General features: G+C 56.5%; 23 protein-coding genes and 3 pseudogenes. 7 read left to right on the top strand and 19 right to left on the bottom strand.

From position 1 onward, the window contains the following. Positions 1 to 9 precede the first annotated feature (9 nt). The 4 genes from AC0L6A_RS02965 to AC0L6A_RS02980 all read right to left on the bottom strand — a co-directional run bounded on the left by AC0L6A_RS02965 (position 10) and on the right by AC0L6A_RS02980 (position 4384). The gene (locus tag AC0L6A_RS02965; protein WP_473292098.1) at positions 10 to 777 is read right to left on the bottom strand and encodes a glycerophosphodiester phosphodiesterase family protein; all 768 of its coding nucleotides are present in this window, start codon (positions 775 to 777) and stop codon (positions 10 to 12) included. Then, entirely contained in the window at positions 774 to 1235 is a 462-nt protein-coding gene (locus tag AC0L6A_RS02970; protein ID WP_473292100.1) for a RidA family protein, read from the bottom strand. The genes AC0L6A_RS02965 and AC0L6A_RS02970 overlap by 4 nt, the downstream gene beginning before the upstream one ends. Positions 1236 to 1352: 117 nt before the next feature. Next, a complete protein-coding gene (locus tag AC0L6A_RS02975) occupies positions 1353 to 2657 on the bottom strand; it encodes an HlyD family type I secretion periplasmic adaptor subunit (protein WP_473292101.1) in 1305 nt (434 codons plus the stop codon). Beyond that, complete coding sequence (locus AC0L6A_RS02980) at positions 2657 to 4384, bottom strand: type I secretion system permease/ATPase (RefSeq protein WP_473292102.1); 1728 nt, start codon at positions 4382 to 4384, stop codon at positions 2657 to 2659. The genes AC0L6A_RS02975 and AC0L6A_RS02980 overlap by 1 nt, the downstream gene beginning before the upstream one ends. A gap of 193 nt (positions 4385 to 4577) precedes the next feature. On the opposite strand from AC0L6A_RS02980, the gene AC0L6A_RS02985 reads away from it, so the two are divergent. Continuing rightward, entirely contained in the window at positions 4578 to 5321 is a 744-nt protein-coding gene (locus AC0L6A_RS02985) for an MlaA family lipoprotein (protein WP_473292104.1), read from the top strand. A gap of 10 nt (positions 5322 to 5331) precedes the next feature. After that, entirely contained in the window at positions 5332 to 5919 is a 588-nt protein-coding gene (locus tag AC0L6A_RS02990; protein WP_473292105.1) for an MlaC/ttg2D family ABC transporter substrate-binding protein, read from the top strand. A 75-nt stretch (positions 5920 to 5994) separates the two neighbouring features. Here AC0L6A_RS02990 and AC0L6A_RS02995 read toward each other — a convergent pair whose 3' ends face one another. Then, positions 5995 to 8220: a transglycosylase domain-containing protein gene (locus AC0L6A_RS02995; protein ID WP_473292107.1), complete on the bottom strand. Its 2226-nt coding sequence runs from the start codon at positions 8218 to 8220 to the stop codon at positions 5995 to 5997. 263 nt (positions 8221 to 8483) lie between these two features. Here AC0L6A_RS02995 and AC0L6A_RS03000 point away from each other — a divergent pair, with 263 nt between their 5' ends. The 3 genes from AC0L6A_RS03000 to AC0L6A_RS03010 are packed head-to-tail and all read left to right on the top strand — an operon-like array spanning position 8484 to position 10734. Next, positions 8484 to 8822: a P-II family nitrogen regulator gene (locus tag AC0L6A_RS03000; RefSeq protein ID WP_473292108.1), complete on the top strand. Its 339-nt coding sequence runs from the start codon at positions 8484 to 8486 to the stop codon at positions 8820 to 8822. Between the two features lie 17 nt (positions 8823 to 8839). Next, positions 8840 to 10156, top strand: a complete 1317-nt coding sequence (gene amt / locus AC0L6A_RS03005) for an ammonium transporter (RefSeq protein WP_473292109.1) — start codon at positions 8840 to 8842, stop codon at positions 10154 to 10156. After that, positions 10153 to 10734 (top strand): hypothetical protein, encoded by a 582-nt coding sequence (locus AC0L6A_RS03010; RefSeq protein WP_473292111.1) that lies wholly within the window; start codon positions 10153 to 10155, stop codon positions 10732 to 10734. The genes amt and AC0L6A_RS03010 overlap by 4 nt, the downstream gene beginning before the upstream one ends. Positions 10735 to 10939: 205 nt before the next feature. Here the strand turns inward: AC0L6A_RS03010 and AC0L6A_RS03015 are convergent. The 10 genes and pseudogenes from AC0L6A_RS03015 to AC0L6A_RS03060 form a co-directional block, all read right to left on the bottom strand. Further along, positions 10940 to 12123: pseudogene (locus AC0L6A_RS03015) on the bottom strand (amino acid aminotransferase). A gap of 3 nt (positions 12124 to 12126) precedes the next feature. Then, positions 12127 to 12981: a 3-mercaptopyruvate sulfurtransferase gene (gene sseA / locus AC0L6A_RS03020; RefSeq protein WP_473292112.1), complete on the bottom strand. Its 855-nt coding sequence runs from the start codon at positions 12979 to 12981 to the stop codon at positions 12127 to 12129. 133 nt (positions 12982 to 13114) lie between these two features. Continuing rightward, the gene (locus tag AC0L6A_RS03025; protein WP_473292113.1) at positions 13115 to 13405 is read right to left on the bottom strand and encodes a hypothetical protein; all 291 of its coding nucleotides are present in this window, start codon (positions 13403 to 13405) and stop codon (positions 13115 to 13117) included. A 114-nt stretch (positions 13406 to 13519) separates the two neighbouring features. Further along, positions 13520 to 13975: a YaiI/YqxD family protein gene (locus tag AC0L6A_RS03030; RefSeq protein ID WP_473292115.1), complete on the bottom strand. Its 456-nt coding sequence runs from the start codon at positions 13973 to 13975 to the stop codon at positions 13520 to 13522. 6 nt (positions 13976 to 13981) lie between these two features. Next, positions 13982 to 14813, bottom strand: a pseudogene (gene fghA, locus AC0L6A_RS03035) (S-formylglutathione hydrolase). 34 nt (positions 14814 to 14847) lie between these two features. Continuing rightward, on the bottom strand, positions 14848 to 15960 hold the full coding sequence (locus AC0L6A_RS03040) for an NnrS family protein (protein ID WP_473292117.1): 1113 nt from the start codon (positions 15958 to 15960) through the stop codon (positions 14848 to 14850). Further along, positions 15957 to 16883 (bottom strand): AEC family transporter, encoded by a 927-nt coding sequence (locus AC0L6A_RS03045; protein WP_473292119.1) that lies wholly within the window; start codon positions 16881 to 16883, stop codon positions 15957 to 15959. The genes AC0L6A_RS03040 and AC0L6A_RS03045 overlap by 4 nt, the downstream gene beginning before the upstream one ends. A gap of 44 nt (positions 16884 to 16927) precedes the next feature. Next, positions 16928 to 17242 carry a cupin domain-containing protein gene (locus AC0L6A_RS03050; protein ID WP_473292121.1) on the bottom strand — a complete coding sequence of 105 codons (315 nt, stop codon included), beginning with the start codon at positions 17240 to 17242 and terminating at the stop codon, positions 16928 to 16930. A 79-nt stretch (positions 17243 to 17321) separates the two neighbouring features. Further along, a pseudogene (gene mbfA / locus AC0L6A_RS03055) lies at positions 17322 to 18300 on the bottom strand (iron exporter MbfA). Positions 18301 to 18494: 194 nt separating this feature from the next. Continuing rightward, positions 18495 to 19541 carry an alcohol dehydrogenase catalytic domain-containing protein gene (locus AC0L6A_RS03060; protein WP_473292123.1) on the bottom strand — a complete coding sequence of 349 codons (1047 nt, stop codon included), beginning with the start codon at positions 19539 to 19541 and terminating at the stop codon, positions 18495 to 18497. Positions 19542 to 19652: 111 nt separating this feature from the next. On the opposite strand from AC0L6A_RS03060, the gene AC0L6A_RS03065 reads away from it, so the two are divergent. Beyond that, a complete protein-coding gene (locus AC0L6A_RS03065; RefSeq protein ID WP_246927561.1) occupies positions 19653 to 19928 on the top strand; it encodes an I78 family peptidase inhibitor in 276 nt (91 codons plus the stop codon). A gap of 52 nt (positions 19929 to 19980) precedes the next feature. On the opposite strand, the gene AC0L6A_RS03070 is transcribed toward AC0L6A_RS03065, so the two are convergent. The 4 genes from AC0L6A_RS03070 to paaI form a co-directional block, all read right to left on the bottom strand. Next, the gene (locus AC0L6A_RS03070; RefSeq protein WP_246927560.1) at positions 19981 to 20430 is read right to left on the bottom strand and encodes a cytochrome c; all 450 of its coding nucleotides are present in this window, start codon (positions 20428 to 20430) and stop codon (positions 19981 to 19983) included. Between the two features lie 106 nt (positions 20431 to 20536). After that, positions 20537 to 21115, bottom strand: coding sequence for a TetR/AcrR family transcriptional regulator (locus tag AC0L6A_RS03075; RefSeq protein ID WP_246927559.1), 579 nt, complete (start codon positions 21113 to 21115; stop codon positions 20537 to 20539). Between the two features lie 3 nt (positions 21116 to 21118). Then, entirely contained in the window at positions 21119 to 22426 is a 1308-nt protein-coding gene (gene paaK, locus AC0L6A_RS03080) for a phenylacetate--CoA ligase PaaK (RefSeq protein ID WP_473292124.1), read from the bottom strand. 38 nt (positions 22427 to 22464) lie between these two features. Next, a complete protein-coding gene (gene paaI / locus AC0L6A_RS03085; protein WP_473292126.1) occupies positions 22465 to 22896 on the bottom strand; it encodes a hydroxyphenylacetyl-CoA thioesterase PaaI in 432 nt (143 codons plus the stop codon). Between the two features lie 274 nt (positions 22897 to 23170). Here paaI and AC0L6A_RS03090 point away from each other — a divergent pair, with 274 nt between their 5' ends. After that, positions 23171 to 23518, top strand: a complete 348-nt coding sequence (locus tag AC0L6A_RS03090) for a DUF2794 domain-containing protein (RefSeq protein WP_473292127.1) — start codon at positions 23171 to 23173, stop codon at positions 23516 to 23518. The last annotated feature ends 3 nt before the right edge of the window (positions 23519 to 23521 follow it).

Raw genomic sequence — 23521 nt, forward strand, 5'->3', positions numbered from 1 at the left:
GATGTCTGGTCAAGCCAGATAGCCCTCAAAAGTTACGTTGTCAGCCACCTTGCGTGCTTGGGCTTCAACCTCTGCTGACCGAACGGTCCAGCACAAAACCGGCACGCCGCGCTGTTTAAGGCGCGTCACGGCCGGATTGTTCAAATCACGTACATCATGGCTGATGAAACTGGCCCCGACATCGTCGAAATCAGGGATGTCACGCAAATAACGGCGTGTTGCTGCGGGTAGAAGGGGCGTGTCTTCTTGTTTGTAAGCTTCGGTGGTCAGGCCAAGTGGCAGGCTGGAATTGTACATGCCAAATGCTTTGACGGAATGTGGGTTGAAAGACATGACCGCCACGTCCCCCTCATACCCGGAGAGTGCTTCGGCAGTCGCTTTTTCCATCACTCCTTCATGCGGGCCCATCGCGCCGTGCTGGTCTTTCAATTCGACCAAAAGCGGCACGCGACCTGCAACGATGTCCAGAACCTCTGCAAAGCTGGGAATGCCCTCTTCTCCGCCGGTCAGGTTGATCTGACCCAACTCGATCGCGTTTCGCTGACGGACGGGACCCGAGGCAGCCGTCAGTCGGGCAAGATCATAGTCGTGGAAAACCATCGCTTGGCCGTCGTGGGACATCTGCAGGTCAATTTCTATCCCATATCCTGCCTCGACCGCTGCCCGAATGGCCGCGCGCGAGTTTTCTGGCCGACCCGCAGCCAGATCGTGCAACGCACGATGAGCTATGGGCCGGTCAAAGAAGCTTTGCGGCAAGGGGACAGGTCTGCGCGTCATTTGATCTGAAAGATACCTTCGATTTCAACAGCGACACCAAAGGGAAGGCTTGCTGCAGACACGGCTGAACGCGCGTGGCGTCCGGCGTCCCCCAAGGCTTCGACCATGAAGTCCGAAGCGCCATTGATCACTTTCGGTTGGTCCCCAAAGTCTGCAGTCGAGTTCACGAAGCCAACCAGCTTTACAACGCGCTGGAGGCGATCCAGATCACCCCCGCAGGCTGCTTTTACTTGAGCCAGAAGTGCGATTGCGCAGCTTCGCGCGGCGTCGGCACCTTCTTCGGCGGTCATGATGTCGCCCAGTTTTCCAGTCAAAAACGCACCTTCTTTGGTCGAGATTTGACCCGAAACATGCACAAGATCACCAACCTGCACATAGGGTACATAGTTCGCGGCGGGTGCAGGGGCGTCAGGCAATGTGATGCCCAGTTCTTCAAGGCGGGTTTCAAATGCGCTCATCGAACGGTCCTTTCTAGATGTCAAACCTGACTATCAGGCGTTGCCCGGACGCTATCTTGCGTCAGGGTTTAGGGAAAGCTGGAAACCGACATGCGGCAACAATTATCGCCGCGGGGGTTAGGATTCGCGGAACGCTTTGGTGAAGTAGTCCCACAGCGGTTCAACCAGATAAAGCATCGGGCTGCGGTCGGTGGTCCGAATGAAGGCTGAAACCGGCATGCCAGGGATTAGAACCGCACCGTTTGGAAGGCGTTCAATTTCGCCTTCTTCCAACTGCACTTCCGCTTGATAAAATGATTGTCCGGTCCCGTCATCGACGAATGAATCTGCTGACATGCGTGTCACGCGACCTAAAAGATCTGGGGTCTGGCGGCTGTTGAAGGCCGGAAACTTAAGATACACCGTCTGACCCACAAAGATTTGGTCAATGTGCAACGGATCGACACGTGACATGATCACCAAGTCGCGGTCTTGCGGGACGACATACAGAACTGGTTGGGCAGGTTGGATAACGGCTTGTTCGGCGAAAACCTGCAGCCCGTGGATGACGCCCGATACAGGCGCACGGATTTCAAGCCGCTCAAGTTGTTCCAAAGTGTTTCTACGCTGCTCTGCCAAATCGCGCGTGGTTGCGCGACCGTCTCGCAGTTCGGTGATGGCGTGCTCGCGCAAATCCGTTTGCAAAGCGATGCTTTGCAGTTCGGTCTCGGTGATCCGAAGTTCAGCTTCGGCCTGCGCCGCGGTTAGCTCTCCTAACCGGCCAAGAATTGCCGCTTCTTCCCGCTTTAGTGCCAATACGCGTGATGCCTGCGAGAGCCCTTTGTCCAGAAGGGCTTGTTGATTGGTGAGCTCTTCTCGGATCAGGATCAGCTGTTCGTTCGATGCTGTAACCTGCGCCGATAGACCATCCAATTGGCGCGAGATCTGGGTCTTGCGTTTGTCCAGCTGTTCAAGCTGTGTCGCCATCCCCTCTACACGCGAATTGAACAGGCGTGTTTGGCCCTGCATAAGGCTCTCAATTTCGGGGTTGTCGTTTGCCGCTTTGGTCAACTCTTCAATAAACTGCAGCGCCTTTGCGCCGTCACGTTCGGCTTCAAACCGCGCTTGACGTGCAAGAAGTTCAAAATACTGCCCTTCAATAATCGTAAGTTGCGAGGCCAACTGTCCCTCATCCAACCGGACCAACACATCCCCGGCCTGCACCGTATCCCCTTCGTCGATTAGGATTTCTGTGACGACACCACCGTCAAGATGTTGGACGACCTTTCGGTTTTGCTCAATCTGAACCTGACCTTCCGCAATAACCGCACCGGACAGCTTGCTGGCGACCGACCACGTGCCAAAGCCGCCGACCAAGATCAGCAACGCGACGAAACCTATGATTAGCGGTCGTCGAGCCGAGAAGTTCGGGATATCTTGCATCACTGAGCCCCCCCGTTTGATTGCGAGGATTGTATCTGCTCTGCGTTCCGAACATGAGCTTTCAGAACCTCGTCGCGCGGACCGAAACTGCGCGCAGCCCCGTCTTCAATAATCAAGAGTATTTCGCATTCTTTGATGGCAGCGGGGCGATGCGCCATGATCATCACAGCTCCACCACGCGCTTTGACTGAGCGGATGGCCGTGTTCAGCGCTTTTGTGCCGTCATTGTCCAGGTTCGAGTTTGGTTCATCCAGCACAAGAATAACGGGATCTTCATAAAGAGCGCGTGCTAATCCAACGCGCTGCATCTGGCCGCCAGACAGAGTGTTGCCGCCTGGTGTGATGGGCGTGTCATATCCTTCGGCAAGTGACAGGATCAATTCGTGGGCTCCTGCCATTTGGGCGGCGGCTACTACGGCTGCGGAATCTGGTTGCAGATCAAGACCGGCGATGTTCTCGGCTATAGTCCCCTCGAACATTTGAACACGCTGAGGTAGATATCCAACGTAGCGCCCCAATGCTTCGGGAGAGTAGTTATCAAGGGAAGCCCCGTCCAAGCGCACGGTTCCCCCATCCGGAGTAACAACACCCGTCAGAACGCGAGCAAGCGTCGACTTACCAGCCCCAGACGGCCCGATGACACCAAGGGCTTCGCCTGGTTTCATTTCAAAACTGATTTGCCGCAAGACTGCGCGATTTGCACCACGCGGAATGACGGTTAGCTGGTCAACGCGCAGCTTCGCTGCGGGACGAGGCAGGCTGGTGCGCTCTTGTTCGGGCCGGGTATCCGCCAGAAGTTCAGCAAGTGCCTGCCAACCCAACCGCGCACGTTGGACGAGCTGCCACTGATTGACCGCAGCATCGACCGGTGCAAGTGCGCGGCCCAGCAGAATTGAACCGGCGATCATCGCTCCGGGCGAAATCTCGCCTTTCAAGGCCAGATAAGCCCCTAATCCCAGCATTGCTGATTGCAGAAACTGGCGGAACGTTTTCGACATCGCCGAAAACTGCCCCAATCGATCCGATGCGCGCAGGTTTTCGAGAAGCGACACCGCACGCGATTGATGCCAGCGCTGATAGGCGCCGCTGGACATGCCAAGGGCGCGTACCATTTCGGATTCTGTGCGCATTTGTTCGGCCATCTGATCGGCGCGAATGGTTGCCATTGTTGCTTGGGTAAGTGGCCCTTTGGTGAAAACCTGATTCAACACGGTGATCGCGATCAACAGCCCCCCGCCCACGACGGCAAGAACACCAAGCCACGGGTGGAAGACGCTGATGGCGAATAAGAAGACCGGTGTCCAAGGAATATCAAAGGCAGCAGTGATCACAGGGCTGGACAGAAGCTTCTGAAGCGCTTCCAGATCCTTCAACCCGGCTGTTGTGCCGCCACCACCACTTGGTTGACGCATCACCGCCGAGAAAACCCTTTTATCAAGTGATGCCTGAAACTGCGCCCCGGCCCGTGCAAGGATGCGTGCCCGTGCGTAGTCCAAGACGCCCATCATAAGGAACAGGAACGCCATCAGCAAAGTAAGGGCAATCAAGGTTGCCTCTGACCGGCTGCCCAGAACCCTGTCATACAGTTGCAGCATGTAAATCGGTGCGGTCAGCATCAGCAAATTCACGAAGACCGAGAAGAGAGCGACGCTCCACAACAACCCACGCAACTTGCGGCGCTGATCGCGTAGTTCTTCCAAGCCTTGTATCAGCTGGTTTTGTTTCATGCTTACCTGCTTGCTCTGCGGGTCAATTGCCTGCAACCCTGTCGTCGCGAACCTTCGGCGGGTTTCTGCTTGCAACTGTCGCCAAATAGTCACATCTAATAGCTGCAGAAGCCTTAACATCTGTGAAACACGACCGCATCTATTATGTGTGGCGCGGATAAGCAAAAAAACACCAGATTCAGCGATTGTTCACGTGACGAAAAGATATTCGAAATTAGTAGCGGCACTGACCGGATTGGCTCTTATGGGGCTTAGCGCCTGCGCAACTGCGCCTGCGCCTAATGGTTACGTAGACCCGCATGAGGATCAAAACCGGCGCACACATGGTGCCAACATCAAGTTGGACCGCGCTTTGGTATCGCCTGCATCAAATGCATATGGCACCATTTTGCCTGAACCGGTGCGAAACTCTGTCTCGTATTTCTCGGACAATGCATCCTTGCCGGGTGTTGTTGTGAACAATCTGCTTCAGGGCAATGTCGAAGACGCTGTGCACAATACTGTGCGTTTTGCGTTCAATTCTACGTTAGGTCTTCTTGGTCTTTTCGACGTGGCCACCGATATTGGTCTGGAAGAGCGTGAAAGCGATTTTGGTGAAACACTTCATGTTTGGGGTGCGCCGGAAGGTGACTATGTGGTTCTACCTTTCTTCGGCCCGTCAACGGAACGTGATGGTTTCGGTATCCTGGTCGATTTCGCGTTGAACCCACTAAGCTTGGTTTTGCCGACCGATGTGAAACACCTTCCAAAAGCTGCCTGGGTCCTATCTAAGTTCGGTGATCGCTATCAGTTCAGCGACACGATTAATGAGTTCTATGAGAGCGAAGAGGGCTATGACCTGATGAAGCTCTATTATCTGGACTCCCGTCGTTATGAGCTGGGCATAGAAGTAGAAGACGATGAGCTTGAGGATATTTATGATGCGTATGATGGGTAACGAGACCTCTATGACACGCCGCGCCTTTGTTGGTGGTCTGGCTGGACTGGGTGTTTTGGCGATGATGCCGGGACGCGCCATGGCTGCGGTTTCAGCGTCTCAGGCCGAAGCACTGATTACCAAAGTTGTCGGTGACATCAATTCGATCATCAATTCGGGTGCGTCTGAAGCATCGATGATCAAGAAATTCGAAGGTGTGTTCGCGAAATATGCTGACGTGAACTTTATCGCGTTGTCGGCATTGGGCCCTGATGGCCGTTCCGCAAGCGCGGCGCAGAAAAGCGCCTTTGTTAAAGCGTTCCGCGTCTATATTGCGCGTCGCTATGGTAGCCGCTTTCGCGAATTCCAAGGTGGACGCATTGATGTTGTCAGCTCGAAGCCAGTGAAAACCCGCTTCGAAGTTCTGACCAAGACAACACTTAAGGGGCATTCACCCTTTGATGTTGTGTTTGTTGTGTCCGCGAAGAACGGCAAATTTATCGACATGCAGGTCGAAGGTATCTCGATTGTGAAATCCGAGCGTAAAGAGATCGGTGCGATGCTTGACCGTCGCAAGGGTGATCTGAATCGCTTGATTGCCGATTTGCAAAAGGGTTGATCGCAACCAACTTGAATTCAAAAAGCCCCGGCGGTTTTGCCGGGGCTTTTTTTGTTTTCACTCTGATGAATGGGATCAGTTACCCTGGCCGAATATAGACCGTAACACGCCGATCAGCGCATCTTCGACGGCCTCCCCCACGGATTGTCCGCCCTGGTTGCCACCGCCTTGCTGCGGAGCGCCAAATCCTTGTTGATCATCAGACGTCATCAATCGCCCATCGAACTGAGGGGTCGACCGTGGACGGATCATTGGCAATGGGGTCGGCACAAGTTGCGATTGGATTTCAACCATAGCTTCGCGCCACATTTCAGCAGGCAGCCCGCCACCGGTCACGCCTTTCAAGGGTGTGTTGTCGTCATACCCCATCCAGATGCCCATCACGTAGTCCGCAGTAAAGGCGATGAACCAAGCGTCGCGTGCTGACTGGCTGGTGCCAGTCTTGCCGGCAATCTCAAGCCCGTCGATCCGGGCGCGGGTGCCGGTTCCTGCTTCTACAACACGGTTCATCATATAGGTCAGCTGCGCAGCCGCCTCGCGCGAGATTACGCGTTCTCCGATACCGCCGGATTGGGTCATCAAGGGATCTCGGTCACCGACAAGGCGCAGCTCGGTCAAACCGTAAGGTGTCACGGACGACCCGCCGTTCAGAATGCCTGCATAGGCTCCAGTGGTTTCCAGTAATGTGCCATCGGACGCGCCCAAGGCCAGTGCAGGACCGGCTGCCAGATCGCTTTCGATCCCGAACATGGAGGCAACCGATCGAACAGCCTCGCGCCCAACTTCTTCGGACACTTTAACGGCGGGAATGTTCAACGATTTGGCAAGTGCCTCGGTGAAGCTGACCGTGCCGTAATACTTCTTGGTATAGTTCTTAGGGCACCATTCGCCTGATCCCGGGATGTTCAGGCAATAGGGTTCGTCAACGACAAAGTCGTCCCACTGATACCCCATGTCCAGCGCGGCGGCATAGACAAAGGGTTTGAACGCTGAACCTGTCTGGCGTTTGGCCTGTGTCGCGCGGTTGAACGCTCCGGTAACACGAGATTCCCGCCCGCCAACCAAACCACGAACAGCCCCATCGGCGCTCATCACAACGACGGCGGCCTGTGCCTTCGATCCAGAGGAAACCTTTTCAGCAAAGATCTTCTCCACCGCATTTTCAGCGGCTTTCTGGATGCGCGGATCAAGCGTGGTCTTGATGATAACGTCTTCGGTTGTTTTGCGGGTCAAGAAAGCCGGCAAGTCGCCCATGATCCAATCCGCAAAGTAACCGCCAGCCTGAGCTTTGGCAGCTTTTGACAGAACAGCGGGGCTCTGTTGGAACTGCGCGGTTTCCTTGTCACTAAGATACCCTTGTTCGTTCATCAGGCGCAGCACGGTCGCGGCGCGGTCTTGCGAACGCTTTAGGTTGTTAGTCGGTGCGTAACGGGAAGGAGCCGTCAACATGCCCGACAGCATCGCAGCTTGTGCCGGGTTAAGCTCGGACGCTGGAATTGCGAAATAGCGCTGGGCCGCTGCATCGAACCCGAACGAACCGGCCCCAAGATAGGCGCGGTTCATATAGATCGTCAGAATCTCGTCTTTGGTGAACTTGGTTTCCAGCGCCATCGCATAGATGGCTTCTTTCATTTTGCGTCGCAGCGAACCCTGACGACAATCAGCCTCGTATGCGGCTTCGGTTTTCCAGACATCGGGGTCATAGGGAACGCCAAGGCACAGAAGCTTCGCGACCTGCTGCGTCAGAGTTGACCCACCATGACCCGAAAGCGGTCCGCGACCTTCATTCAGGTTGATCTTCACCGCACTGGCGATCCCGCGCGGGCTTAGGCCGAGGTGGCGATAGAACCGCTTGTCTTCGGTGGCAACGACAGCATTTTTCAGATGGGGGCTGACGGTCTCGGTTGTAATGGTGCGTCCGCGCTGGTCCCCGCGCCATGCGTAAACTTCACCATAGCGGTCCAGAATGGTCACAGACCCTTTGGCGCGCCCATCCAGCATTGCGTTCAGTTCGGGCATTGTCGACGCGAAGTAGAACACTGCCCCCCCGATGATCAGGGCCACGACAACGGCCCCTTTCCACATCAGGCGCCAGAGCATCCGTAGCAGCCACCCGATCATGACAAATGGCCACGCCAAAACCGAACGTGGTTTGCGTGGGCCACCGCCACCTCCGCCTTTGCGTGGTTTCGGTGCTGCCTTGCGCTTAGTCGTGCGCGCAGGTTTCTTGGGCGCTGCCTTTTTTGTCGGGTAACGCTTGTCTGCCACCAGTTTGGGGCGCTTTTGGCCAGATTGGCTCATAATACTCGTCCGGGTCTGCTCGGGGCCTGTCGCTATGACTTAGCGATTCGTTTCAGACAAGTGTAGCCCCAAGCCCGTCGGGGCGCGACTTTTCGCGCTGCCCGCTTTTTCAGCACTGCTCTAGGCACCAGTACCAAATTCTACGCAGGCCGGGTTTTCAGACCCTTTTATGAGCTCAATCGCGTGCAATTTCTGCGCTGCAGCGGCTGACTTTCTGCAGGCGCATGGTCAACGAGCCATGCCGAAGAAGGAAAGGAAAGACCGTGAAACTGATCATAGCAGCGATCAAACCGTTCAAGTTGGACGACGTACGCGAGGCGCTGACCGCCGTGGGTGTCACCGGCATGATGGTATCTGAGGTTAAGGGCTTTGGTGCCCAGTCAGGGCACACCGAGATCTATCGCGGCGCAGAGTATGCCGTGAACTTTTTGCCGAAAATCAAGCTTGAGATCGTCGTGAATGACGATTTGGCCGCCGAGGTGGTCGAGACGATTTCCAAATCCGCGCACACCGGAAAAATCGGAGACGGCAAAATCTTCACCCTCGACGTGTCGGACGCCATGCGCGTGCGCACCGGCGAAACTGGCATCGACGCCGTTTAAGCGTGAAAGGACGGACTATGACACGCAAACTTCTAATTTCGACGGCCATTTTGGCCTCATTGCCGGGGCTTGCCTTGGCGCAAGAGACGGGTGGAGAAGCCGCCCCACATACCGGGTTCATTCTGACGTCTGTGCTTTTCCTGCTGGGTGGCATGCTTGTGTTCTGGATGGCGGCAGGTTTCGCCATGCTTGAGGCTGGTTTGGTGCGTTCCAAAAACGTGACCATGCAGCTGACCAAGAACATCGCGCTCTTTTCAATTGCCGCCATCATGTACTGGCTCGCAGGTTACGGCATCATGTATCCCGGCGACTGGCTGGTCGAAGGCTGGCTGGGCCCGTTCTTCGCCGTCACTTCGCTTGACCCGGTTGGCGTTGCTGCCGAGGCGGTGGACGTAGGCTATGCATCCGGCGCTTCGGACTTCTTCTTTCAGCTGATGTTCTGCGCCACCACTGCGTCTATCGTGTCGGGCACGCTGGCCGAGCGTATCAAGCTGTGGCCCTTCCTGGCCTTCGTGGTCGTTCTGACCGGCTTCATCTATCCAATTGAGGCAAGCTGGCAGTGGGGCGGCGGCTGGTTGTCGGAAGCTGGCTTCTCGGACTTCGCGGGTTCGACTCTGGTGCATGCAGCAGGTGGTTTCGCTGCTTTGGCTGGTGTCCTGATCTTGGGACCGCGTATCGGCAAGTACAAAGATGGCCGCACGATCCCGATGCCGGGTTCTAACCTGCCGCTGGCAACGCTAGGGACATTCATCCTGTGGCTCGGCTGGTTCGGCTTCAACGGCGGCTCACAGTTGGCCATGGGCACGATCAGCGATGTCTCGGACGTGGCGCGTATTTTCGCCAACACCAACATGGCTGCAGCTGCCGGTGCTGTTGTCGCGATGATCATGACGCAGTTGATGTTCAAAAAGGTCGACCTGACGATGACCCTGAACGGCGCGCTGGCTGGTCTGGTGTCTATCACCGCTGAACCGCTCGCTCCGACGCTGTTCCAGTCGCTGATCATCGGCGGTGTGGGTGGCGCAATCGTGGTCTTCGTGGTGCCGCTGCTGGACAAGCTGAAGATCGACGATGTGGTCGGTGCCATCCCGGTTCATCTGGTTGCAGGCTTCTGGGGCACGTTCATCGTGGCTTGGACGAACGCGGATGCCAGCTTTGGTACCCAGATCATGGGTTTCCTTGCCATCGGTATCTTCGTCTTCGTCGTAAGTTTCATCTTCTTCTGGATCATCAAGGCCACAATGGGCCTGCGTGTCAGCGAAGAGGAAGAGGTCAACGGATTGGACATGGCCGAACTGGGCATGGAGGCCTACCCGGAATTCACCAACGGGTGAATACAGAGCGCCAGGGGGATCAACCCCCGACGCAGATTGGCCGAGCAAATGCCAAGGCCAACAGGGTGGAAAGGGGGCTGGAAGGCTCCCTTTTCTTTTTCTACACTCGGTTGATTGAAGGCGCGATGCGTCATGGATTTGATAAGAGGTTGTCTAATATGACCGAGGCAGATTTCGCCGGCTTCATCGATTGCAGATTTCCCTACAATGATCGCGACGCGTCAATTGCGCTGATGGATCGTGCAAACGCAATCTCGTCAAACGCAGCCTTCATGGTGCTCGAAGAGATAGCTCGTCCTGCAGTTTCTGCAGAGGTTTCCAAAGAGACTAGGTTAGAGTTGATCCAAGAATGGAGAGAGCGGACCAATCACCCGTTGGTTTCTTCAATGGCTAAAGTGGCGCGAGCAATGGCGCATGATAAACTCTGCTCGGTTGAGGATGCACTGATACACATGGATCAGATATCATGCTTCAAAGGCAACTTTGCGGCGCTCAACATTGTGTATTTTTCTTGCGATGACGCTGATGGATCTGTTGACCAAGCGAACAAAAAGATCCGGTCCGAGTGGGAATCGTGATCTGAGTTCGATGTTTCTTTGCTGTGAAAAGCTAGCTAGGAATAGGTGCCCTTAGTTCAGTCGGCGGGAATGACTGAGCAAGGGGATCAGCCGGGACGTTTCTGCGTAGACGGGTCTCCGCCGCCCTTCCGGCACCAAAGCCTAAAATAAAAACGGCCCCCGGTCAGCAAACCGAGAGCCGTCAGTCTTTAATCGGGCCTGAGACCTAAACCCCAACCTTCGAAATCGCTTCCGCCAACAGCGGCACGGTCTCCTCATTCAGACCCGCGATGTTCATCCGCGAGTCACCGACCATGTAGATGCCGTGATCCACACGCAGCGCCTCGACCTGTTCGGGCGTGGCGCCGAGGCGCGAGAACATGCCGCGGTGGTCGGCGATGAAGCCGAAGCGGTCTGATCCGGTGCGAGCACGCAACTCGTTTGCCAGTTTCTCACGCAGACCCAGCATCCCGGTGCGGACTTCTTCCAGTTCGGCCATCCAGTCGGCTTTCAGGCCCTCATCCTCAAGGATCATGGTCACCAGACGGGCGCCGTGATCGGGGGGAAGCTGAAGTTCTGACGGTTCAGGTGGGTCAGGTTCTGCTGGGTGATGCCAGCCTGTTCGGCATTTTCCGAGATGCCAACCAGCAACCCGGTACGTTCGCGATAGATGCCGAAGTTTTTCGAACAACTGGCCGCGATCAGCGCTTCTGGCACGGCTTGCGCGATCAGGCGCACGCCAGCGGCGTCCTCTTCCAGACCGTCGCCAAAGCCCTGATAGGCGATGTCGATCAGTGGGGTTGCACCTTTTTCGACGATCAGCGCGGCGACCTCTTTCCACTGGGGCAAGGTCAGGTTCGCGCCGGTCGGGTTGTGGCAGCAGCCGTGCAGCAGAACAGCGTCGCCTGCCTTGATGCCCTTCAGGTCTTCCATCATCCCGTCGAAATCAACCGCGCGGCTTTCATTGTCGAAATAGCGGTATTCGGCCATCTTCATCTCAAGATGTTTGATGATCGACGGGTGGTTTGGCCACGTCGGCGCCGACAGCCAGATCGTGGCATCGGGTGACGCCATCTTGATCAGCTCGACCGCTTGGTGGATCGCGCCTGTGCCGCCGGGTTGGGCAGCCATCGACAGACGTTCAGACGGGATCACATCGCCCAGTACCAGCTTGGTCAGAGCGCGGCCGTAAGCCGGGTCTCCTGCCAGACCAGTATAGGCTTTGGTGCCTTCAATGTCCCAGAGTACCTTTTCTGCGGCCTTAACGGCGCGCATTACTGGGGTCACACCCAGTGCGTTCTTATAAACGCCAACGCCAAGGTCGATTTTTCCATCACGCGGGTCTTCGCGATACTGCTGCATCAGCGCCATGATTTTGTCTTTGGGCTGGGCTTTCAGGTTTGTGAACATCGTCTACTCTCCGGTTTCGACTTTCAGGTCGGAATACATGCCCCATTCGGACCAGCTGCCGTCATAAACTGCGTGGCGGTCATGGCCCATACGCTCCAACGCCAAGGCAAGGATCGCGGCTGTCACGCCCGAGCCGCAGCTGAGGATCGCGGGCTTTTTCAGGTCGACTTTTGCGGCCTCAAACTGGGCGCGCATCTGGTCTGGGGATTTCATCGTGCCATCTGCGTTCAGAAGGTCGCCAAATGGCAGGTTTTTCGAGTTCGGGATATGGCCGGAACGCAATCCTTCACGCGGCTCGTCCACCTCGCCGCGGAAGCGTTCGGTGGATCGGGCATCGATGATCTCATAGTCGCCAAGCTTCGAGGCCGCAGCCACTTGCGTCACGTCTTTGATCATGTGGGCCTGACGGCTGACCGTCATATGACGATCGCGAATGACCGGCGGCATGTCTTCGATAGGGTGGCCTTCGGTTTGCCATTTTGGCAACCCGCCATCCAGAACGGCGATGTCCTTGTGGCCCATCAAGCGGAACATCCACCAGACGCGGGCAGCGGAAAACAGCCCCATGCCATCGTAGACAACAATCTGATGACCATCGCCCACGCCCATGGCGCGTACGCGGGACATGAATTTCTCGACCGGCGGCATCGTATGCGGCAGGTCGGATCGCAGGTCGGCGATTTCATCGATGTCGAAATAGCGTGCGCCGGGAATGTGGGCCGCGTTGTATTCGGCCTTCGCGTCCCGACCCATGTCCGGCATGTACCAACTGGCATCAAGGATGCGCAGATCCGGGTCTTTCAGATGTTTCGCCAGCCAATCGGTCGATACCAGCGTTTTCGGGTCGCTATGCGGCATGGCTTGCCCTCCGGTCAGTGTCGTTTACTGACTAGTCCTCGTAGGTCGGATAGGCAAGCGAATGCGTCGTTTTGGCCAAGAAAAAGGGGAAGGCCTAAGCCTTCCCCACCACTCGCTAAAAAAGTCTTTCGGCTTATTTCGCCAGCATGTTGCGCACAACGCCTACCACAGCAAGCAACACGCCTCCGCCTACACCACCCGAAGCCACTTGGCCCAAGATGGATGCAATGTCCAAGCCACCGCCGCCGGCTGCATCAGCAACACCGCCAGCACCAAGCATCGAAAGAAGCGATCCGCCAAGACCACCGCCAGCAATACCTGCGATCGAGTTGATCAGAGTACCTTGGTTCAAATTTTTCAAAAGGCCACCAGCAACGTTGCCGCCGACTGCGCCCGAAACGAGATTAATAAGAAGAGATTCCATTTACGTCCCTTTCAAGTTCAGGGCAGCTGCCCCAAATTTTTCACTGGGCGAATGGAACCACGAACCGGCGTGGCCGGTTAAGGGGAAAAACTGAGTGAAAGTGCCGGTGACTTTTTACGGGCCGGATGCGCTGGCCCGGCGCAGGGCGGTGTCCAGAGCCTGCCGGAAACGTGCGCGATCAGCTTTCGAGAAGGGCTTTCCGCCGCCTTGTCGGAATGGGTCTGCCGCCCGCAAATCAGTCATCAAGTCACGCATTGCCAGCTGTTCACGTACGTTGGCCTGCGTGAAGCGCTCGCCACTGTGGCGGATCACCTCGGCACCGGATTCGACGCATTTTGCCGCCAGTGGAATGTCCCCTGTGACGACCACATCGCCGGGGCCAGCGCGATCGGCGATCCACATGTCGGCCACGTCAGGACCATCAGGCACATAAATCATCTCGACCAAAGGATTGGGCGAAGGGCGCAGCCCGCCATTTGACACCACATACATGGTTGCCTTGTGGCGGGTGGCGACCGCTTCAGCCTCGGCTTTCACTGGGCAGGCATCTGCGTCGATATAGACGGCCATGGTGTGTTAGGACCAGAGCGCTTCGGCATGGAAGCCCACATGATCTTCCATGAAGGTCGAAACGAAGAAGTAGCTGTGATCATAGCCCGGTTGCATGCGGAAAGTTGCTTCTTGTCGGCGAACAGCAATGGCTTCGGCCAGAGTTTCGGGCTTCAACAGGTCCAAGAACTGATCCTTGGTCCCCGTGTCGATTAGCATCGGCCCGTCAAACCCGGTGGATTTCATCAAAAGCGAGGCGTCGTGGGCTTCCCACTTCGCGGTATCCTCGCCAAGGTACGCGCCCAGCTGTTTCTTGCCCCAGTCCGATCCGGTCGGATTGCAGATGGGAGAGAACGCAGACACCGAACGGAAGCGCTCAGGCAGGCTCATCGCGATGGTCAACGCGCCGTGACCACCCATCGAATGGCCCGTGATGCCCTGACGTTCTGCGTCGAGTGCGAAGTGGTTGAAGACAAGGTCCGGAAGAGTCTTCGGTCACATAATCCCACATCTGGAAATGCGGGGCCCATGGGTCTTGGGTGGCGTTCACATAAAAGCCCGCCCCCTGACCAAGGTCATAAGCTTCGTCATCAGCGACACCGTCGCCACGCGGGCTGGTGTCGGGGAAGATCAGCGCAATACCCTGTTCTGCGGCCCAAGCCTGTGCTCCGGCTTTGGTCATCGCATTCTCGTGCGTGCAGGTCAGGCCAGACAGATACCACAACACCGGAACCGGACCATCTTGCGCCTCAGTCGGTTGGAAAAGACCAAAGGTCATGTCGGTGCCAGTCGCGTCAGAGGCATGTTTGTAGACACCCTGCGTGCCGCCGAAGCAGGCGTTTTCCGAAATCACTTCCATGGTGGGCTCCTTCAATAGGTTTGAACCGACCTAACTAGAGCCGGGGCGTGATGGCAATGGGGAAAGCGCGGATCGCGGCAGCCAACATGCCAACTGCCCACAACGTGCCACCTGCGTGGTAAAATACGGTGGGATCAGATGCCCAATCCGCCGCGACCCTTAAAGCAGCGCCTGCATGCAGGGTCGCCAACAAGAACCAGTCGAACAGATTTCCTTGGATTGGTCTGCCAGAATGCCCCAACAACGCGCGCAGCATGACGATCACTGTCATGGTTCCAACCGCTCCAGCGCCCAGTGCATGATGCACCTGCCCGATGGTGGCGAAATCGCTTAAACAAGCTGCCGAAAGAAGCGCTGTGGAAAGGACCAGCCAGAAGTAAGCCACATGAAGGGCAAGCAAAAGCGGCTCGGTCTGCACGGACCAACCGCCCCAACGCGAAAGGCGCAGGCTTAATGCGATTGTCGCCAAACCTGCGCTCAGCCCAGTTGCAATGCCGTTTCCCAACACGATCCAAAGCGCCACCGTCACCACGGTCGCGATCAACGCCGTGCGATCGATGAGCCCAAATTCAGGCGGTAGCTTGGTCGCACCTCGTTTCTTCAACCAATTTCGGCTGAAGGCTGGCGTGACGCGACCGCCGATATGAACCAGCATCAACAGTGCCACCGAAAACCCAGCGGTTAGGCCGGTGTCGCGGTCCATCCAAAGAAATAGGATCTGAGAAAGGCTCAGTGCAAAAATCATGCCGACGACAACCAGATTGCGGCGATTGTCCGCAAGCACGATGTCACGCGCGGCAAGCACGGCAACTGCAGGCAGGAACCCCGTGGTAACGATTTGCGCCCACAACGCATCTGGTGCACTGAACATGGCTGCGCGCCCCGCGAACCATAGAAGAAACAAAGCCAGCAAGACAGCTGGGCCAATCGCGGGCCGCCCGGTCCAGTTTGGGATTGCGGTAAAAAGGAACCCGGCAAGCGCTGCGGGAAGATAGCCCCACAGCATCTCGTGTTGGTGCCAAAGCATCGGGTCGCTGTTTGGTGAGGCTGCCCCCGCAAAACTTATGATCCACAGCGGTATAGCGGCGCTGGCGAACAGTAGGGCGGCCGGGAAAAATAGGCGATACGCGCCGGTCAGAATAGTCATGATGTTACCCAGGCGATGATGGCGGACACGGTGAAAATCGATAGGCTTGTCGACAGAAGGATCGCTGACGAAACCCGCTGAGGTGCCACGCCATAGTGCTGGGCAAGCATGTATACATTCCCTGCGACGGGCAGACCGGCGGCGGCAATCATCACACCTGCCATGAAGGGCTCAACATCGAACACCAACAGGGCCAACGTACCGACGGCCAGTGGATGCAGGACAAGCTTGGCAAAGCTTAACCAGCCAGCGACTGACATTCGTTCGGCCGATTTTGTGGCCAGTGAAGCGCCAATGGCAAAAAGCGCACAAGGGGTTGAGGCTCCGGCCAAGAGGTCAAGAAAACGGCTGATCGGCTCGGCCAGTGAAACACCGGTTGCCGACCACGCGAAACCAAGCGCCATCGATACGATCATCGGGTTCGAGATCAACCCTTTGCCGACAGTTCCCAAGACTGCTGGGCTGAGGCGGCCATCGCGGGTGCCTGTGATGATGATGACGATAAGGCTGCTGAATAAGAACAGATCGATGGCCAGGACCAGCATGACCGCGGGAATTGCGGCCTCGCCCAACAGAAGGGCAAGCATGGGTACGCCCAGAAAGCCGGTGTTGCCGATCACGGCGCATTGGGCCTCGACTGCGGCTTCCTGCGCACCGCGTTTGCGCAGCAACGCGACGACTGTCGCAAGGATGTAGACCGCCAAACCACCCAGCGCATAGGCCCAGATGAACGGCCAGTTGATCACCTCGGACAAAGTCAGGTTCGAGGAAAAGCGAAACAGCATTGCTGAAAGTGCAAAGTAAAAGACAAAGCGGGTCAGATAGGCGGTTGCTTCGGGCGGAAAGAAGCCACGCGCCGCAGCGCCATAGCCCAGTCCGATCAGGGCAAAGAAGGGCAGAGTTTGCAACAGCACATCGATCATGTGCCAAGCCCTAACACGCAATATTTCGCTTGGCTATGCGACGGTTAGGACGAAGGTGCATCCTCAAGAAGTTCGACCTCGATAAAGGCGCATTCAAAGTCGTTGCCGTTGATCACATCGTGCTCAACACCAGCCTTGCGATCATATGGAACACCGTTCTGAAGCTTCGCTTCAACGCGTGCTCCATCGGGCTGATCGATCTGCAGAATGCCGTCAAACATTGGGATGACCAGATAGTCATAAGCATGCTTATGCCAGCCCGTGTTGTCGCCACGCTTGGCAAACCGCCACTCGGTCACGCGCATACGGGTGTTTTCAAGTAAGACCGTGCCGACAGCCGTTCCATTTGCATCACACATAAGACCTCCATTTTGAGGTCAGCTTGCGACGGGGAAGTGGCTGAAGGTATCTCCAGACTAGGGACGATGATGGTCCAGCCTAGCCGCCGCCGATCAAAGCACCCGCCGCAAAGACCAGCGCGCCCCCAACCACAACTTGCAACGTTGCGCGCATGAACGGGGTTTGCATAAACCTGTTCTGAATCCAGACGATGGCCCAAAGCTCGACAAACACGACGAGGATGGCAATGGTGGTTGCTGTCCAGAAATCGGTGATCAAATAGGGCAGGGCGTGCCCCAAACCGCCGATGGTGGTCATGATGCCCGATGAAAAGCCGCGCTTGACCGGGCTGCCGCGCCCCGAAAGCTCTCCGTCATCCGACGCGGCTTCGGTGAAGCCCATCGAGATCCCCGGCACCCACACTGGCTGCAAGACCAACAAGGAACGTGGTGTGTGTGTTTTGTGTGGCAAAGGCCGCTGCAAAAATCGGAGCGAGCGTTGAAACAGACCCGTCCATCAACCCTGCCAAACCCGGTTGCACCCAAGTCAGGATGAATTGGCGATGTGCTGCTTCATCCTCGGATTGACGGTCTTCTTCACCCAGATGTTTGGCCTCCAAATCACCGGCAAGATGGACATGTTCTGCTTCTGCGGCCGCCAAATCACCCAAAAGTTTGCGCGTATTTGCATCCGACGTACGATCCGCTGCTTTTCGATAAAACTGCTCCGCCTGACGCTCCATCTCGCGCGCTTCTGCGCGGATGGTTTCAAGGCCAAGGTTTTCGACAAGCCAGACCGGGCGGCGTGCGTAGAAACCGGCCACATGTTCGCGCCGGATCAAAGGGATCACATCCCCAAACCGAGCCTGATGCGCTTCGATCAGCAGCCGACGGTGTTCATCCTCTTCTTCGGCCATGCCGTCAAAGACCTTGGCCGAGGATGGAAACTCCTCGCGCAAATGTTCGCCATACTGCCGATAAATCCGCGCGTCGTCTTCTTCGTTCGAAATGGCAAGCGCCAGAATTTCCTGCTCAGACAGATCCGAGAAACGGCGACGGTGAAGGGTGGCGGACAGCATGGAAAGCTCCTGAATTAGAATGGTTCTAATTTATGGATTTGACACGGGAAGGCAAGTCTACATTCTGTCGCGCAAGAAAGAAAAAGGGGGCCGAAGCCCCCTTGGTTTGTCAGATTTTGCATGTGGATCAGTATTCGACCACGGCGCGGATGCTTTCACCTTTGTGCATCAGATCAAACCCTTCGTTGATTTGATCAAGGCTCAGCTTGTGAGTGATCATCGGGTCGATCTCGATTTTGCCATCCATGTACCAGTCGACGATCTTGGGCACGTCGGTCCGGCCCGAAGCCCCACCAAATGCCGTGCCACGCCAGACGCGGCCGGTGACCAGCTGGAAGGGGCGGGTTGAGATCTTCGGCCCCTGCAGGTGCGACACCGATGATGATCGATTCCCCCCAGCCTTTGTGGGCGCATTCCAGCGCGGTACGCATCACGTTCACGTTGCCCGTGGCATCAAAGCTGTAATCCGCACCGCCGCCCGTTAGCTCGACCAAATGGGCAACGATATCGCCGTCCACCTTCGATGGGTTTACGAAATCGGTCATGCCAAAGTGGCGGCCCATTTCTTCTTTGCTGTCATTCAGGTCGACGCCAACGATCTGATCCGCACCTGCCATACGCAGGCCTTGGATCACGTTCAGGCCAATGCCGCCCAGACCGAACACGACGGCGGTCGAACCGATTTCGACTTTGGCGGTGTTGATCACGGCACCAATGCCGGTGGTGACGCCGCAGCCGATGTAGCAGATCTTATCAAACGGAGCGTCCTTGCGCACCTTTGCCAGCGCGATCTCGGGCACAACGGTGTGGTTGGCGAAGGTCGAGCAGCCCATGTAATGGTGGATCGGCGTGCCATCCAGCATCGAGAACCGGGTCGAGCCATCGGGCAGCAGTCCAGCCCCTTGGGTTGATCGGATCGACTGGCAGAGGTTGGTTTTCGGGTTCAGGCAATAGTCGCACTCGCGACACTCGGGCGTGTAAAGCGGGATCACGTGATCGCCGACCTCAAGCGAGGTAACACCTTCGCCCACCTCAATCACGACGCCTGCGCCTTCGTGGCCCAGAATGGCCGGGAAGATCCCCTCGGGGTCATCTCCGGATCGGGTGAATTCGTCGGTGTGGCACAGGCCAGTGGCCTTGATTTCAACAAGCACCTCGCCGGCACGCGGGCCCTCAAGGTTCACTTCCATTATTTCAAGTGGTTTGCCAGCCTCTACGGCAACAGCAGCACGGGTGCGCATGGGATTCCTCCTAGTAATCAGTTGACCCAAAGGTGGGCGAAACCCGCGCAATTATCAACAAGGTAGCGACCAGCACTTGCCTTGGGACGACATTGGCAGGATTTTAGGTGCATGAAACTACGATATCTTATTCCTATCGCCGTCGCGTTGGGTGGATGTGTGTCCGCCGAGATGCCCCCGCCAACAGACGTTCCGCAGGAAGACTGCGGGGCGGGTAAGTTTATGCATCTGAAGGGTGAAGACGCGGCCGCTTTGCTGGACTTGAACCTGCCCAGCAACCATCGCTTGGTCCGACCAGGTATGGCTTATACGCAGGACTATCAGCTTGACCGCTTGAACATCAGTATCGATGAGAAGGGTCTGATCGACCGCATCTGGTGCGGCTGACAAGTTAAGAAAGGCGCCGCGTTAACAGCCGCGCCTTTCGCAAACTCTGAGATTACTTTTTCACGCGATAATCGTCGTGGCAGGCTTTGCAAGTTCCGCCAATCTGTCCAAGCGCGGCACCAATCGCACCTTGATCCGAGATCTCAGCCACACCTTTGGCCGCCATCACCATATTTTCGGATTTCTTGACGAAGTCATCCCAGTTTTCCCAAATCGCTGGCAGCGCTTCGGTGGCGGGATCGGCTTCGTTGGCTTCGAACAAGGCAGGCACCGTCATACCTTTTTCCGCAATGGTTGCGACGGCAGCATTTGCTTTGGTCGCGTCAAATTCCATTTCACCTTTTGCCATGCCTGACAGGGTTTTCATCGACCCCCCAATGGCCTTCATGGCTTCCATCCGTTTAATTACGGTGGGATTGGTTGCGTCCGCATGAGCGGCTACACCGGCAACCGAAATGGTCAGGGCAACGGCGGCAATGCTAAGCTGTTTTACAATTTTCATCGGGCATCCTCTTAGGGCTGGAAGTGATTCACTCCAAGCTTAGCCGAAACCTTGTGAAAGAGAATTGACAGGATCGTGATCGGCGATTTCCCGTCCAGCCCTGTGGTTACAGGTTGTGGATGCCGCCGGTGATAATGTCTGTGACGAGGTCTGCATAATCCTCGCGGTTCAGACCTTTCCCTGGTCGGTTCCACATGTAGTACCAGTTCAAAATACCAAAGACTGACATGGTCACTGCACGCAGATTGGCACCGTTTTCGAACCGATCTGGGGCTTCTTTCTTCAAAGCAGCCCCCATCATGTCGATCATCCGTCTCTGAAGCTCGTACAAGGGAACTTGTTGGTCCGGCTCAAGAACATTCAGGCTGTCCAGCTGAAGCTTATGCTCTGCATCGGCGCCTTTATAGGCAATCAAGATCGCCCGGACGAGGCCACGCAGCCCGTCGGTTTCAGGTGCTGCTTCGACTTCGGCGACCAATCCTGACAAATGGTGATCCAGAATATCGTACAACAGTGCCTCTTTGCTATCGTAGTAGTGATAGATAAGCGCTTTGGACACACCGCAATGCTTGGCGGCCGCCGTCATCGACGCCCTATCGAACCCGTGCTCTGCGAAATAGGCCGCTGCCCCCTTGCGGATGGCAGCGCGTTTTTCTTCATGATCACGGGCGATCCCACGTGGCATGGATTACTCCTTTGGTCGGCTGTCGACGACCCTTACAGCCTTACCCTCACTTCGTGCAACCTTACCACCGTCTGCAACATGCACTTTGGCGCTGACGCCGACATTGGATTTGATTTTGCCGGACAAAGCGCGTGCGGCGGCTTCGGCACCTTCTTGCGACTGACCATCGGCCATTTCCACATGAATATGCATTTCGTCCATACGGCCAGGGCGCACAAGTTCGATCTGGAAGTGCGGGCTAAGCGCGGGCACGTCCATCAGCTGTTCTTCAATTTGGGTCGGGAAGACGTTCACACCGCGCAGGATGATCATGTCATCTGAGCGCCCGGTGATCTTCTCCATCCGGCGCATGGACCGTGCAGTGCCCGGCAGAAGACGGGTCAGGTCGCGTGTGCGATAGCGGATGATCGGGAAGCCTTCTTTGGTCAACGAGGTGAAGACGAGCTCGCCCAGCTCGCCATCCTCGACCACTTCGCCAGTGTCGGGGTTGATAATCTCGGGATAGAAATGATCTTCCCAGATGTGGAGCCCGTCTTTGGTTTCAACACATTCGTTGGCGACGCCCGGTCCGATCACCTCGGACAGGCCGTAGATGTCGACTGCGTGCATGTCGAAGGCGTCTTCGATTTCGCGGCGCATGTTGTTGGTCCAAGGCTCGGCACCAAAAATGCCAACCTTCAAGGGGCTTTTGCGTGGATCCATGCCTTGCTTTGCGTATTCGTCCAGAATGGACAGCGCATAGGATGGCGTCACGGTGATGCCATCGGCGCGGAAATCTTCGATCAGGCGGACTTGGCGTTGGGTCATCCCGCCCGACACCGGCACCACGGTCAAACCGGCTGCTTCAGCGCCGCCATGCACACCCAAACCACCTGTGAACAGGCCGTAACCATAGGCGTTGTGCAGCACATCACCCGGACGCAGACCCGAGGCCCGCATACAACGCGCAACAACGCTCGACCACATTTTAAGGTCGTTCTTCGTATAACCAACGACGGTTGGCTGCCCCGTGGTGCCTGAACTCGCGTGGATACGCGAGATTTGCTCGCGGGGGACTGCGAACAGACCGAAAGGATAGTTGTCACGCAAATCTTGCTTCACTGTGAACGGAAACTTTGCCAGATCCGAGAGGCTTTTCAGATCATCTGGGTGTACGCCCGCATCATCAAAGCTTTTCTTATAGAAAGGCACGTTGTCATAGGCGTGTTTCAGCGACCACTTCATGCGTTCCAGTTGCGTGGCGGCAATTTCATCACGTGATGCGATTTCAATCGGATCAAGGTCTTCCTTGCGGGGTGTCAGGTCTTTCATATCTCTCCTCCGGCGGGGATCAGTCCCGCCTCACGTCATCAGTCTTTTTCGTCGAAATGGGTGCCGGATACTTGCCGTGAATGGCCGCGGAAGATCACCACAACGCGACCGTCATCACCGGTGACTGTCACGTCATAGATGCCAGAACGGCCTGCGCGGCTGACCTCGGTTGCGGTTGCGGTCAGCTGTTCACCCAGTTTGCCGGGGCTTAGATACGTGACCGAGCAATGCTGCCCAACCACGCGGTCATTGTAGCTGTTACATGCAAAGGCGAAAGCACTGTCCGCCAGCGCATAGGAAAACCCGCCATGGCAGGTGCCGTGTCCGTTCACCATATCTTTGCGCACGACCATGGACAGGACAGCGCGCCCGGGGCCAACACGGTCCATCCGCATTCCCAATTCTTGGCTGGCCGGATCGTCTGCCCACATAATTTCGGCACTTCGTTCGGCAATTTCCTGCGGCGTCATATGGTCCCCCCAAAGATCACTCTTAAGTAGGATGCATAAAACCGACCGCGTGGTCAATAGTGTTGACGATTGGAGAGGTTAACAATAGCCCCGGTGCCGCATACTGGGTGGGGGCTGTTCATGCGGCACCGGTAAGAGCTTTCGCTCGCTATTCGTTAACTATCCATTGTGATCGGGGCGTCAAAACGGTCACCGGATGAAAACTTGCTGAAGTTTTCAGGGCAAAAATGGGGCAGGTATTGATTTGTTAACCATGGCGGTCCAGTCTGAAGTTATGAACTGGCAAACAGCGACGCCCTTTCAAGGGGCAGGCAAACCGGCCGAGAAGGTCGCCTTCAACCGTATCGAGCTTGGTGCGATTATGGGGCTCTACGGTCAAATGGTTGCCGCCGGAGAATGGCGCGACTACGGGATGAGCTTTCTAAGCGATGTTGCGATATTCTCGATCTTCCGGCGCACGGCAGAGCATCCAATCTATCGAATCGAGAAACGGCCCAAGCTGCGCGGTAAGCAGGGGCAGTATTCTGTGATTGGTATGGACGGGCGTATCCTGAAACGCGGTAGCGATCTGCGCGCTGTGCTACGGGTGCTGGAACGTAAGCTGATCCGCGCGGTCGATTAATCC

The organism is Aliiroseovarius sp. D2-2, from assembly GCF_055809455.1.

Coding starts and splice junctions, on each gene's coding strand:
- AC0L6A_RS02995 (WP_473292107.1), bottom strand. CDS start 8,220: ATGAGCCAATCTGGCCAAAAGCGCCCCAAACTGGTGGCAGACAAGCGT.
- AC0L6A_RS03075 (WP_246927559.1), bottom strand. CDS start 21,115: ATGCCACGTGGGATCGCCCGTGATCATGAAGAAAAACGCGCTGCCATC.
- AC0L6A_RS03050 (WP_473292121.1), bottom strand. CDS start 17,242: ATGTGTGATGCAAATGGAACGGCTGTCGGCACGGTCTTACTTGAAAAC.
- AC0L6A_RS02970 (WP_473292100.1), bottom strand. CDS start 1,235: ATGAGCGCATTTGAAACCCGCCTTGAAGAACTGGGCATCACATTGCCT.
- AC0L6A_RS03065 (WP_246927561.1), top strand. CDS start 19,653: ATGAAACTACGATATCTTATTCCTATCGCCGTCGCGTTGGGTGGATGT.
- AC0L6A_RS02965 (WP_473292098.1), bottom strand. CDS start 777: ATGACGCGCAGACCTGTCCCCTTGCCGCAAAGCTTCTTTGACCGGCCC.
- sseA (WP_473292112.1), bottom strand. CDS start 12,981: ATGCCGCATAGCGACCCGAAAACGCTGGTATCGACCGATTGGCTGGCG.
- amt (WP_473292109.1), top strand. CDS start 8,840: ATGACACGCAAACTTCTAATTTCGACGGCCATTTTGGCCTCATTGCCG.
- AC0L6A_RS03030 (WP_473292115.1), bottom strand. CDS start 13,975: ATGGCCGTCTATATCGACGCAGATGCCTGCCCAGTGAAAGCCGAGGCT.
- AC0L6A_RS02990 (WP_473292105.1), top strand. CDS start 5,332: ATGACACGCCGCGCCTTTGTTGGTGGTCTGGCTGGACTGGGTGTTTTG.
- paaK (WP_473292124.1), bottom strand. CDS start 22,426: ATGAAAGACCTGACACCCCGCAAGGAAGACCTTGATCCGATTGAAATC.
- AC0L6A_RS03040 (WP_473292117.1), bottom strand. CDS start 15,960: ATGACTATTCTGACCGGCGCGTATCGCCTATTTTTCCCGGCCGCCCTA.
- AC0L6A_RS02980 (WP_473292102.1), bottom strand. CDS start 4,384: ATGAAACAAAACCAGCTGATACAAGGCTTGGAAGAACTACGCGATCAG.
- AC0L6A_RS03045 (WP_473292119.1), bottom strand. CDS start 16,883: ATGATCGATGTGCTGTTGCAAACTCTGCCCTTCTTTGCCCTGATCGGA.
- AC0L6A_RS03025 (WP_473292113.1), bottom strand. CDS start 13,405: ATGGAATCTCTTCTTATTAATCTCGTTTCGGGCGCAGTCGGCGGCAAC.
- AC0L6A_RS03090 (WP_473292127.1), top strand. CDS start 23,171: ATGAACTGGCAAACAGCGACGCCCTTTCAAGGGGCAGGCAAACCGGCC.
- paaI (WP_473292126.1), bottom strand. CDS start 22,896: ATGACGCCGCAGGAAATTGCCGAACGAAGTGCCGAAATTATGTGGGCA.
- AC0L6A_RS03060 (WP_473292123.1), bottom strand. CDS start 19,541: ATGCGCACCCGTGCTGCTGTTGCCGTAGAGGCTGGCAAACCACTTGAA.
- AC0L6A_RS03070 (WP_246927560.1), bottom strand. CDS start 20,430: ATGAAAATTGTAAAACAGCTTAGCATTGCCGCCGTTGCCCTGACCATT.
- AC0L6A_RS02975 (WP_473292101.1), bottom strand. CDS start 2,657: ATGCAAGATATCCCGAACTTCTCGGCTCGACGACCGCTAATCATAGGT.